A 12,178-nucleotide genomic window follows, 5' to 3' on the forward strand; every position below is an offset into this window, starting at 1 on the left:
AGAGAAAGACCCGAAGAAACTGGCAAGCATCATTGATGAAATGAACGAACTGCTCACGCAGTGCGAAAAAGCGGCAGGGTCAGGCCAAACGAAAAGAAAGCCTCTGGATTCAGAAAACGCCTCGTCCTAGAAAAACTCCAGCGGCCGACTACGCTGCCGTCACAAATTTTCCGAGCGCTACCCGCAAGGTCAGAATGCGAGCCTTGCGGTCCTCGTAGGCAGCCAGTTCCTGGTCGGTAAAGTCCTCGATTTTTTGTTTGCCGAGAATCTCTACCTGGTCCTGCAGCAAATGGCACAGTTCGTCGGCAATCTGTTTCAACTCCATTGCATCCATACCGGACTAGAAGACACCACAATGCCAGCATGAACAGTGAGGACGGCCACCCTTGGGTGTGAGCACCGTCACTCCCAAGCATGGCTATTGATTGTGGCCAGACGGAGTTGTCACGACCCGACGCACGCGCAAATTGCCGAAAAACGTCGCTACTTGGGCTCGGGACTTGAGTTTCCCATATCAACAACGACCTTCCAAGCGCCACCCTTCTGTTTTTTCCAGACTGACATGTACTTGCCGTAGCTGGCGACGATTTTGCCGTCTTTGTCTTTCGATTTGAAGACATAGTTCCCGAAGGTGTAGCCGAGATCGCCGGAGGCAGCCATATCTCCTCGGACCGGAGTCCATGTGAGGGAGGTCCCTTCGGGCCAAGCGGGTTGCTTCGCGATCTCGTCGCGGGAGGTAATACCGCCACCGTTGTCGAGCTCGACACCATCTTCGGCAAAGTAGGAAACGAAGGCAGCGTGGCCGTGTTCAGCAACAGCTTGCGCAAATTCGGCTTCAAGCTTGAATAGAAGAGCGGTGCCTTTGGAGGGCATACTCTCCGCGAAAGTTGTGGTGGCAAGAAGGCTGAGCAGAACGAAACACAACGGGGCGATCTTCTTCATGAAGTTTTCCTGGCTGCAACGGCGGCAGCGGTTTTGACGAAATTCGAGCCAACACGTTATCACGCACGACCGGGTATTCGCCCGTGCTCCGCGCCTGTTAAACTCTTGCTCCAGAATGAACAATTTTGGAATCACTTCCATGCGGCGACTAGAGTTGCACCTCCAATCGCCCGCTGATCGCCGCCGTAAACCGCTGCACTACCCGCAAGCATGGTTGGGCACTCTGCTGCTTCTCACTCTATTCCTGGCCGATGTGGCGCTGGGACAAGCTCCGGCGGGGGAGTTGCGCACGCCCGAAGAGAAGCACCTGCACAATGTCCGGCAGCTTACTTTTGGTGGACAGAATGCTGAAGCGTATTTCTCCGCCGACGGCAAGAAGCTGATCTTCCAGTCCACGCGCGACCAGCTGGAATGCGACCAGATCTTCACCATGAACGTGGACGGTTCGGATCAACGCATGGTCTCGACCGGCAAGGGACGCACCACGTGCAGCTATATTTTTCCGCATCAGGACAAGATTCTCTATGCCTCCACTCACCTTGCCGACGCTGCCTGCCCGCCCCGGCCTGACTATTCCAAGGGATACGTGTGGGCGGTGTATCCGGGCTTTGACATCTTTACTGTGGATGATGTGCTAACGCCGGCGCACCTCGATGGCTGCAGTAAGAAGAAGAAGAAGACGGGCAAGGTCGATCCCTGTGCGCCTCTACAACTGACCAAGACACCGGGATACGACGCGGAAGCGACGATTTCTGAAGATGGCAAGAAGATCGTCTTCACATCGATGCGCAATGGCGATCTCGACATCTACACGATGAACGCAGACGGCGGGCACGTAAAGCAACTCACTCACGAGTTGGGATACGACGGTGGGCCGTTCTTTTCTCCCGATCGAAAATGGATCGTTTATCGAGCTTACCATCCCAAGACTGATCAAGAGACGGCGGAATACAAAGAGCTGCTGAAGCAGAACCAGATTCGTCCCACCACGCTTGAACTCTGGATCATGAAAGCGGACGGCAGCGGCAAGCGGCAATTGACGAATGTGAATGCCGCCAGTTTTGGGCCCTCATTTTTTGCAGGCGGGAAGAAGATCATTTTCTCTACGAATCTGGGTGCAACAGGAGGCATGGGGAACTTCGAACTCTATGCCATCAATTTCGACGGCAGCGGCCTGGAACGAATCACGTACAGCGAAGGGTTCGACGGCTTTCCCATGTTCAGTCCCGATGGCAAACAGCTGGTGTGGATCTCGCATCGGAATGGGAAGGCTCCGCGCGAGAGCAACGTGTTCATTGCAGATTGGGAGTAAGGACAGTAGTGAACGCGGAAGCAAGAGTTCGGATTGCAACGGGTAAAACCTGGCATCAGCACTTATGAAATTTCCTCATTGGATCGTTGTGAGCGTCCTGCTGCTGCTGGTCATTGCGGCCGGGTCTGCGTACGTGGCAACACGCGACTCTTCGCATCCGGCAGCAACCGGCGGGCAGAGTCCACTGGTAGATCAGACACCGCTGCGAACGGCGCGGCAACTGACGCCTCTGGCATTGACGACGGAGGAGCAACGGCTGGCACAGGAAGCGGCCCGCATTGCCGACCATGAAGTCGATCTGGCTTTTGCCGATGCGCTTCGTGAAGCTTCCGAACATGAGGAAAAGGTCGATCCCAAGAACGAAGACCTTCTTCTCCGCATTCAACTTGCGCAGGCGACACTCGCCGACGAGCAAGCGCGAATCAATCAACTGAAGGCCAAGGTTGCTTCCGCTAAGCCGGACGAAAAAGAAAGCCTGCAGGAGCAGATGGACCTGCTCGAAGCACAGCAGGCTCTGGACGAAGATGAACTGGAAGACGCGCGTCAGGATTTGATCCGCGCCGGCGGCAATCCAGAAGGAATGATGCAGCGCCTGCGCGCCGAGCACGAAGCGGGACGCAACCAGGAATCGAGCGCTCCGATTGTGTCGCAGCCTGCGGCCATCGAACTGGAGGCCGGCAATCTGGCCGGCCAGGTGAGGGCATGGTGGTGGCTGGAGAACAAGCGCAGCAAGCTGGAATCAGCGCGACGCGACGCGAAGGCGCTGGGACAGCGCCTGCTCAGCCAGCACAATGTGTTGGAACAGCATGCCCAGGAAGAAGAATCGCGGAAACAGGTTGCCCGCCAGCAGGCGTCCGGCTTACGCAAGAACGTCGAAGAGGGCGGAGGTTCCAAACAAGAGACTGCCGATGCAGTGAAGTCTCTCAAACACTTCTCCAACGATCAAAAACAGCTTTCTGATTTCGATAAACGAATCCAGGATCAGCAGGAACTGGGCGATGTCTATGGCAACTGGGCCGACATGGTCGCGTCGCAGCAGCGTTCTGCGGTCCACGCAATGCTGCGATCGGTTCTCTGGATCTTGCTGATCGTCGTTCTCGGATATGTGGGGAGCCGTATTGTGGATGCGTTCCTGACCGGGGCGCAGGCCGAGCGGAAACACATGTTCTCCCTCCGTGCCGTGCTGCGGTTCGCTTTGCAGGCGCTGGTGGTCCTGCTGGTCGTATTCGTGATTATCGGCACGCCGAGTCAGATGCCGACCGTTCTCGGCCTTGCCGGTGCCGGATTGACGGTCGCTTTGAAGGATTTCATTGTCGGCTTCGTAGGCTGGTTTGTCCTGATGGGCCGCAACGGAATTCGCGTGGGAGACTGGGTCGAAATCAACGGCGTAGTCGGCGAAGTGATCGAGATCGGACTGCTACGCACGGTGCTGATGGAGACTGGCAACTGGACGGACACGGGCCATCCTACGGGGCGAAAAGTCGCCTTCGTCAACAGCTTCGCGATCGAGGGGCACTTTTTTAACTTTTCGACAGCTGGGCAGTGGCTGTGGGATGAGTTGCAGGTGCTTATCCCGTCGGGAACAAGTCCTTACGCGCTGGTGGAGTCGATCCAGAAACTCGTGCAAGAAGAGACGCATGCTGGGTCTACTCTGGCCGAACAGGAATGGAAAGCGTCGACCAAGAATCGATTGCAATCGCTATCTGTGATTCCGGCGATCCATCTCAGGCCGACCGGGGCCGGGGTGGAGATGCAAATCCGCTACATCACCAGCGCGCACGAACGCTACGCGATGCGCTCCCGGATGTACGAAAAAATCGTCGGGCTAATGCAAAGCGGGGCGAAACCATAGGTGATTGGGCATTTCATTTGGTAGACTCAATCGTCTTAAAAGGTCAGACCTCCACTTTCCATCCATGATCGGCCAGACGATCTCTCACTACCGCATCGTTGAAAAGCTGGGTGGCGGCGGCATGGGCGTGGTGTACAAGGCGGAAGATACGCGCCTGCACCGCTTCGTGGCATTGAAGTTCCTGCCCGACGACGTGGCGCGCGATCCCCAGGCGCTGGGACGTTTTCAACGCGAGGCGCAAGCAGCGTCTGCTCTGAATCATCCCAATATCTGCACGATTTACGACATCGGCGAAGAGGACGGCAAGGCGTTCATCGTCATGGAATTTCTGGACGGTGCAACCCTTAAGCATCTGATCGGCAATCAGCCGATGGAGATGGAAGCATTGCTGGCGCTCGCCATCGAGATCGCGGATGCGCTCGACGCAGCGCATGCGGGTGGAATTGTCCACCGGGATATCAAGCCCGCCAATATCTTTGTCACGCGCCGCGCACACGCGAAAATTCTTGACTTCGGATTGGCAAAGCTCGCGCCTTCCGCCGCTCGAAGCGCGGACACGTTGGCCGCCACCGCGCAAATGACGGCGGCGAACGATCAACACCTGACGAGTCCGGGATCGACCATGGGCACGGTTGCCTATATGTCGCCGGAACAGGCCAAGGGCAAGGACCTCGACGGCCGTACCGACCTGTTCTCGTTCGGCGCGGTGCTCTATGAAATGGCGACCGGCACGCTGCCGTTTCGAGGAGACACTTCGGCACTGATTTTCAAGGCGATTCTCGACGGCACACCGACCTCGCCAGTTCGATTGAATCCGGATATGCCGCCGCAGCTCGAAGACATCATCAACAAGTCCCTGGAGAAGGACCGCAACCTGCGCTATCAGCATGCGGCGGACTTGCGCGCCGACCTGCAACGATTGAAGCGAGACACGGAGTCGGGACGAGCGGTAGCGGCGAGTTCCGGGAAAGTCGCGGTTGCGCAAGAGGCGCCTCCCGCTGTCCCTCCAGCGAGCGGACCTCAATCCGCACAGATATCCTCTGGCCCGGTCCCCCATGCATCGTGGCCGCCAGCGCCCGGTGCGCCGTTTCCCGTCGGTGCGACCGCCTCGACCCGCAAAGGACATTGGCGCATCGTCATCCCCGCAGCAATCGCAGTCGTGGTTGCGATGGTCGCGGCGGCGTTGTACTTCCGCCCCGCCCGGGCAGCGAAGTTGACGGAGAAAGACACGATTGTATTAGCGGACTTCGCTAACACGACCGGCGATCCCGTATTCGATGGCACCTTGAAACAGGCGTTGGCAGTGGATCTCGAACAGTCACCATTCCTGCGTGTGATCCCTCCGTCGAAGGTACAGGAGATACTGGGGTTCATGGGACGGTCTCCGAGCGAGCGGCTTACTTCTGATCTGGCGCGCGATCTCTGTATGCGCGCAGGCAGCAAAGCGATGCTATCGGGATCGGTCGCCAGCTTGGGAACGCAATATGTGCTCACGCTTAATGCCATCAACTGCCAGACGGGAGATTCGCTGGCGCAGGAACAAGCGCAGGCATCCAGCAAAGAACAGGTGCTGACGGCTTTGGGAAGCGCGGCTTCAAGTCTGCGGGGCAAGTTGGGCGAGTCGCTGGCGTCGGTGAAACAGTTTGATGTGCCGATCGATCAGGTTACGACTTCTTCCCTGGAAGCGTTGAAGGCGTTCACCTTGGGCAGCGTGGAATTTGAACAAGGCCGGGAGCGGGAGTCTTTGCCGTTCTACAAGCATGCGGTGGAACTGGATCCGAACTTCGCATGGGTCTACGCGCGCATGGGAACGATCTACTCGAACGCCGGGGAACGGGAGCCGGCGATCGAAAATACTCGCAAGGCGTACGAACTTCGCGACCGGGTCAGCGAGCGGGAGAAGTATTACATCACAGAACACTATTACCAGACGGTCACGGGCGAGTTGGAAAAAGAGATGGAGACCCTGCAACTCTATGGTCGTACCTATCCCAACGACCCGACCCCCAACCACAACCTGACGGTCGGTTATGAGCAGATGGGGGATTATGAGAAGGCCGCGGAATCGGGCCGGGAGAGCTTACGAGTGGATCCGAATTCCGCCACTGGGTATCTCAATCTGGCCTACGCGTACTGGGGCAGCGGCCGGTTCGATGAGGCATGGCAGACCACGAACCAGGGGCTGAAGCTGTTTCCGGAGAGCGAGGCGAATCATTTTGCTGCTTATTTTCTCTCTCTCGTAGAAGGCAAGGCGGACGTCGCGGCGCGCGAACTGGCGTGGAGTAAAGGCAAGTCCGGGGAATTTCGTGTTCTACGATTGCAGGCGATGGACAACTTGGACACAGGGAAATTGCGAGAGTCGCGAGAGATTTTGGAGCACGCGTTCCGACTGGAGAAAGATCAGGGCCTGGTCGAGGTTGCCGCGTCTGACTTGGCGTGGCTGGCCGTGATCGAGGCTGATTTTGGAAACTGCGAACGCGCCAAGCAAGATGCCGCTATTGCCCATGCGAACCAGACACGGGATGCCTCGGTGCTGGCAGCGATGGTGTTTGCGACTTGCGGGGACAGGTCGAAAGCGGAAGGCATCGCTGCCGATGTTGCCCAGAAATATCCAGCAGATACTTTTGCGCAGAAGGCAGACATCCCGCAGATTCGCGCAAGGATTGAAGTGCAGCGCGGGGGCGCCGCGAAAGCGGTGGAGTTTCTGGCTCCCTCGGAAGCTTATCAGTTCGGCTTCGTTGAGGGTGGCATTCCTGCCTATCTGCGCGGCCTGGCTTACCTGCAAATGAAACAAGGCCCGCAAGCGGTTGCCGAGTTCCAAAAGATTCTGGACCACCACAACATGCTTGCGCCCACACCCTATTTAAGCCTGTCGAAACTGGGGCTGGCGCGTGCCTATGCGCTGTCCGGCGATTCCGCAAAAGCCCGGACGGCTTACCAGGATTTCTTTACGTCCTGGAAAGACGGCGATCCGGATATTCCAATCCTCAAAGCAGCGACGATGGAGTACGCGAAGCTGAAGTAACGCTGCAGCATTTAAACCGCTCCCAAGACACGAGCAAGCCGCGTCTCTACATTTGATTTCTTTATACGGTGGTAGATATTTTCACCGCCCCAGCGTACTATCTCGCATCGCTAGTTCGGGGAGAACGCCACTATGATCCTGGGAATGTCGCTCGCTACGTTTACTGCTTTTCATACTGCCCTTAGCTTGATCGGGATCGTTGCGGGCCTGGTCGTTGCTTACGGAATGCTCAGCGGAAAGACCATAGAAAAGTGGACCAATCTATTCCTGCTGACAACAGTGTTAACCAGTGCGACCGGATTTCTATTCCCGGTTGAGCATCTCCTGCCGTCTCACATCGTCGGCACGATCTCGCTGGTGGTGCTGGCCGGGGCGCTGACGGCACGTTATGCCTTTCATCTGGCCGGTGGATGGCGCAAAACGTATGTGTTCACCGCGATGATCGCGCTCTATCTCAACTGCTTCGTGCTGATAGTGCAGCTCTTCCTCAAAGTGCCGAGCCTGCATGCTATGGCTCCGAAGGGACAAGAGCCTCCTTTCCTGATTTCGCAGCTAGTACTGCTGGCCCTGTTCATCGGGCTCACCATCAAAGCAGCGAAGGGGTTTCGCGCCGCAACAGCTCCGGCATTGCGACGAGCCGCTTAACGCGCGCGCTCAACGATCGGCAGGCGGGGTCAGAGAGAAGGACGGCTCTGATGTTCTCGCAGGATCTGTTCCTTGATTCGGCCCGGCAATCGCGAAGTATTGAGGACATCACGCAAGAGCGGTTCGGGCAGTCCCTGGCTGAATTCGAGTGCCCGCGCGAGCGACAAATACTCCGTACGTAGCAGGGCGATCCGCAATTCCCTGCGATACGACCACTTCGCGTGGTGCGCCACTGCCTGCACCATGTAGGCCTTCGCTTCCGGACGCAACACTGCCTGGATCACAAAAGTCTCTGTGAGTCGGGCATTTTCCAGTGCGATCTGCATGACGCGGGCGTCGCCATCCAGCAGCATGGCCCCGGCTACCCGGCCCGATCCGCGGCGGGCGAGGGCGAGGCGTTCCCCGAGTGTAACCGTCTTCAAACGCGAAATGAGGAGATCATCCGTAGCAACTTTCACATCGGCAGGCACACCCGGAGTGAGCGCGATCTTCATCAAGTCAAAAGTGTAGAACTGACGAATCAGCGGGATCGAAATCTGGCGAGGCGTGTGCGGATGACTGGCGACAGCGAGCCTCACCTTACGCAGCTTCAGAACACTGGTGTTCTTTCCCAGCCGGTCCAGGACGTCCACAGGTAAGTCCGCCCACTTGAGCAGTGACAGGGCGAGATCCTCTGTCAGCGCCGGATTCGCAGCCGCACGCAGAAGTTCCTCCGGTGAAATGTTGTGGGTGAAACTCTCAAGCGAAGCCGGAACCGCTGAAGCTGGGGGTGCCTCTGCGTTTTCATTTTCGCGAATCATACGGTTTAGCCTGCCTTCAACTTCCCTGCCCGGCGCGCCAGTGTCAGCGCTCCTTCCACGGGTTCGATCAACTCGCTTTGCAGTTCGACGCCCGGGAAGCGGGCATGTAGACAATTGTAGAAAACCTGGCGCACTTCGGTGGACTGACGAAAGACACTGCCCGTCATGGCTACTGGGGCATGGGGAGCCTTGGGCATCAGGCGGCTAATGACCTTGGCCGTTAGGCCAGCTAGCTGCGATCCGGCGTCGGCCAGGATTGCGCGAGCCATGGAATCGCGCTCGGCAGCCGCCTTGAGGACAATGGGGAAAAGCCGCGGGAAATCAGGTGAGGGTTCCGAGTTGGCAGTTTCTACGAGTGCGCTCAAATCACGCAAATTCCAGGCTTGAAGCACCAAATCGGAAAGAGCCGTTTGCTGCCCTGCATCGCGGGCGCGCAGGATCATCGAGACGGCATGCTTGCCGATCCAGTGCCCGGAGCCTTCGTCCGAGATTGCGAATCCCCAGCCACCGGCGCGGGCCGTACGGCCGGTGGCGTCGCGTCCATAGACGATCGAACCTGTGCCCGCGGCAACGATTACTCCGGGCCCAGTACCGAAGGCTGCCTCGAGGGCGATCACCATGTCTCCGACAACTTCGACCAAGGCGGGAGTCAGTTCCGCGAGGATGCTTTGAACTTTGGCTGCAATTTCGGGCCGGGCTGCTCCGGCCGCACCAACGCAGATGTTTCGGATATGAGCCGGTTCAATCTTTGCGGAAGTGCATGCTTCCCGTATGCAAGCGTGTAACGATTCGCGAGCCAGCGCTTCGCCAGAACGGATGATGTTGCTGCCTCCGGCGACGGCCGTGGCCAGAGTCCTTGTTTCGTCACCCAGGGCGCAGCGAGTTTTCGTGCCGCCGCCGTCGATGCCAAGGTAAAACGCCACGCGGTATTTCTATCACAGCATGACTTATATTTCCGGGGACATTGTTGTTCTGTAAGATGGCTAGCGACTCCTAAAGCGCATCGTTCTCAGAAACCGGCTATGGCACAAAGTCCACGTCCCGAACTCGCCCGCGATCTCGGCCTCTCCCATGCTGGAGCGGTCGTGGTGGGCACGATCATCGGCAGCGGCATCTTTCTGGTTCCTGCCGAGATGATGCAAGCCGTCGGCTCGGCTCGCCTCGTGTATCTGGCGTGGATGGTGGGAGGAGTTCTCTCGTTCTTTGGCGCGCTCACATACGCGGAACTGGGCGCAATGAAACCGCAGGCGGGCGGCGAGTACGTTTACGTCCGCGATGCATACGGGCCACTCGCGGGATTTCTCTACGCCTGGACTTGGTTCCTGATCGCAAAGCCTGCCTCAATCGCCACCATCACGACTGGCCTCGTCCGCATTCTGGGCACGTTTCCGATATTTGCTTTCTTCTCCCATCCGTTCCTGGCACATCCGTTCACGCTCACCTACGGACAACTCGTCGCCATCGCCGCAGCCATCCTTATTTCGTGGCTTAACTACATCGGCGTACGCAAAGCGGGTGAATTTCAGTTTCTGTTCACGTTACTCAAAGTCGCAACGATTGTGGGGATCGTGGCGATTGGGTTTTCCTATGGCGGCGGCTCATGGTCAAATTTTGCAACGGAGTTTGTCGGCGCCAAGGGTGGTATCAACGGATTCTTCCTCGCCCTGGTCGCGGCTCTCTGGGCCTATGACGGCTGGAACGATCTCAACATGGTGGCAGGCGAGATCCGCAATCCGCAGCGCAATGTCCCGCTGGCTTTGATCTGGGGCGTAGCGACCGTGGGACTGCTTTACATACTGGTCAACGCAGCGGTGCAGTACGTCCTTCCCGCTGCAGTCGTAGCGGGATCGGAACGCCCGGCTTCCGAAGCGGTCGCCCTGGTGCTGGGACGCACGGGCGCGGGCCTGGTCTCGGCGGCGATGGCGATCTCCATGCTCGTGACGCTGAATGGCACGATCATGAGCGGAGCGCGTGTGCCCTATGCGATGGCGCGGGATGGATACTTCTTCCAGTCGATCGCGGATGTGCATCCCCGATTCCGGACGCCATCCGTAGCCATCGTGGTGCAGTGCGGGCTGGCGATTGTGCTCCTTCTTCTAGGGGGAAGCTTCCGGCAGTTCTTCTCGCTGGCAATCTTTGCGGAATGGCTCTTTTATATGATCGCGGGAAGCACGGTTTTCGTGTTTCGGAAGCGCGATCCCGGGGCTGACCGTCCGTATAAGGTCTGGGGCTATCCTGTAGTTCCGGCGTTGTTCGTGGGCGTTTCGGCGGCGCTCCTTTACTTCACGTTCAAGAACAATCTGCCGAATTCTGCCTATGGAACCTTGGCAATTCTGGCAGGGGTTCCGGTGTTCTACTGGTTTGCGCGGCAAAAGCGCGTTACTTCCAAGTAACAAATCCCAAGAAAACCCACCTTTTGATCGGTTACCAAAGGACAGGCGCATGCGACACGTTTACCCCTGCCCGATGATCCTCTAATGTGAGGACTCCAGTCCCATGCGCTCTCCCCAGCCTGGGTCCCCATATTTGGAGCTATGGCATGTCAATGAACGATCGTGGATTTCGGCTCGGCCTTCTGCCCGAGAAAAAATGGGACTGGCGGACGTTTGCCACCAGCTATGGCATGTTGGTTGCCTTCATCTTGCTATTGCTGCTGGTCAATGTCCTGATGCCGCAAGACCTGAAGACCAATCTGAGCTTTCACGTGACGGAATTGATTCCACGACCTTCGTTGCGGCCCGAGCCTCCACCGCCGCCGAAGCCGTTGCCGGTGCATGCCAAGTTATTGAAACCTGCGCCCGTGTTTGAGTCTCCGAAGCTGGTGGTGCCGAAGGAAATTCGCGTCATCAAGCCTCATCAACAGGAAGTGGAAGTTCCCAAAGTGGCACTCAACAATTTTGCTCCGGCGGTTTTGAAGACCATTCCGGGCGGAGCGCGTCCGGTACTGATTCACACCGGGGACTTTGCAGGCAGTTCGGTGACGCCGACCGTGAATGCGCCGATTCAGAAAGTGCAGACGGGTGGATTTGGCGATCCCAATGGACTCAAGCCGAATGAGAACAGTAAATCGAATGCCCGGCTCATGGCGGCAGCGGCCGGCGGATTCGATATGCCGGTCGGTCCTGGAAACGGAAACGGATCAGGCGGAGCCAAGGGTATCAAGGGAACAGTCGCCAGTGCCGATTTCGGAACTGGGATTGCCACTCCGGGAAAAGGTGATGGCCGCAGCAGTGGCAAGGGTGTGCAGACTTCAGGCTTCGGCGCGCAGGAAGTCGCCCAGGTGAAGCCTGGCAGCCAGCGCACACTGGACAGCGGTCCAGCGACAACTTCGGTTGAGATCACGTTCAAACCGAATCCGGCTTACACCGAGGAAGCGCGCGGTTTGAAGCTGGAAGGGGAAGTACTTCTTGAAGTCAGCTTCGGTGCGAACGGGCAGTTGCATGTGAACCGGGTGGTCCGCGGGTTGGGCCACGGGCTCGATGAGAACGCCATCGCAGCCGCCAATAAGATGCGTTTTAAACCCGCGATGCGGAACGGACAGCCCATGGACTCCACGGCCATCGTGCACGTGGTGTTCCAGCTAGCGTACTAATTTTTGGAGA

Annotated in this window: 10 protein-coding genes; 6 read left to right on the forward strand and 4 right to left on the reverse strand. The window is 57.8% G+C overall.

Translation table 11 applies throughout. The annotated features are described in order from the left end of the window. Positions 1-148 precede the first annotated feature (148 nt). Positions 149-334: a hypothetical protein gene (locus tag HY010_02710; protein MBI3474617.1), complete on the reverse strand. Its 186-nt coding sequence runs from the start codon at positions 332-334 to the stop codon at positions 149-151. A 149-nt stretch (positions 335-483) separates the two neighbouring features. After that, the gene (locus HY010_02715; GenBank protein MBI3474618.1) at positions 484-942 is read right to left on the reverse strand and encodes a nuclear transport factor 2 family protein; all 459 of its coding nucleotides are present in this window, start codon (positions 940-942) and stop codon (positions 484-486) included. A gap of 139 nt (positions 943-1,081) precedes the next feature. Here HY010_02715 and HY010_02720 point away from each other — a divergent pair, with 139 nt between their 5' ends. The 4 genes from HY010_02720 (at position 1,082) to HY010_02735 (ending at position 7,776) form a co-directional block, all read left to right on the forward strand. Beyond that, a complete protein-coding gene (locus tag HY010_02720) occupies positions 1,082-2,254 on the forward strand; it encodes a PD40 domain-containing protein (protein ID MBI3474619.1) in 1,173 nt (390 codons plus the stop codon). 64 nt (positions 2,255-2,318) lie between these two features. Then, positions 2,319-4,106 carry a mechanosensitive ion channel gene (locus HY010_02725; GenBank protein ID MBI3474620.1) on the forward strand — a complete coding sequence of 596 codons (1,788 nt, stop codon included), beginning with the start codon at positions 2,319-2,321 and terminating at the stop codon, positions 4,104-4,106. A gap of 64 nt (positions 4,107-4,170) precedes the next feature. After that, positions 4,171-7,131: a protein kinase gene (locus tag HY010_02730; GenBank protein MBI3474621.1), complete on the forward strand. Its 2,961-nt coding sequence runs from the start codon at positions 4,171-4,173 to the stop codon at positions 7,129-7,131. A gap of 132 nt (positions 7,132-7,263) precedes the next feature. Continuing rightward, positions 7,264-7,776 carry a hypothetical protein gene (locus HY010_02735; GenBank protein ID MBI3474622.1) on the forward strand — a complete coding sequence of 171 codons (513 nt, stop codon included), beginning with the start codon at positions 7,264-7,266 and terminating at the stop codon, positions 7,774-7,776. 29 nt (positions 7,777-7,805) lie between these two features. Here the strand turns inward: HY010_02735 and HY010_02740 are convergent, their stop codons facing one another. Next, positions 7,806-8,576, reverse strand: a complete 771-nt coding sequence (locus tag HY010_02740; GenBank protein ID MBI3474623.1) for a hypothetical protein — start codon at positions 8,574-8,576, stop codon at positions 7,806-7,808. A 5-nt stretch (positions 8,577-8,581) separates the two neighbouring features. Then, a complete protein-coding gene (locus HY010_02745; protein MBI3474624.1) occupies positions 8,582-9,499 on the reverse strand; it encodes a hypothetical protein in 918 nt (305 codons plus the stop codon). Between the two features lie 99 nt (positions 9,500-9,598). Between HY010_02745 and HY010_02750 the strand changes: the two genes are divergently transcribed. Together HY010_02750 and HY010_02755 are read left to right on the forward strand one after the other, a co-directional pair. Continuing rightward, positions 9,599-10,969: an amino acid permease gene (locus tag HY010_02750; protein ID MBI3474625.1), complete on the forward strand. Its 1,371-nt coding sequence runs from the start codon at positions 9,599-9,601 to the stop codon at positions 10,967-10,969. A 146-nt stretch (positions 10,970-11,115) separates the two neighbouring features. After that, positions 11,116-12,168: an energy transducer TonB gene (locus HY010_02755; GenBank protein ID MBI3474626.1), complete on the forward strand. Its 1,053-nt coding sequence runs from the start codon at positions 11,116-11,118 to the stop codon at positions 12,166-12,168. The last annotated feature ends 10 nt before the right edge of the window (positions 12,169-12,178 follow it).

It is taken from the genome of Acidobacteriota bacterium, assembly GCA_016196065.1.
Classification (GTDB): Bacteria; Acidobacteriota; Terriglobia; order Terriglobales; family Acidobacteriaceae; genus Acidiflorens.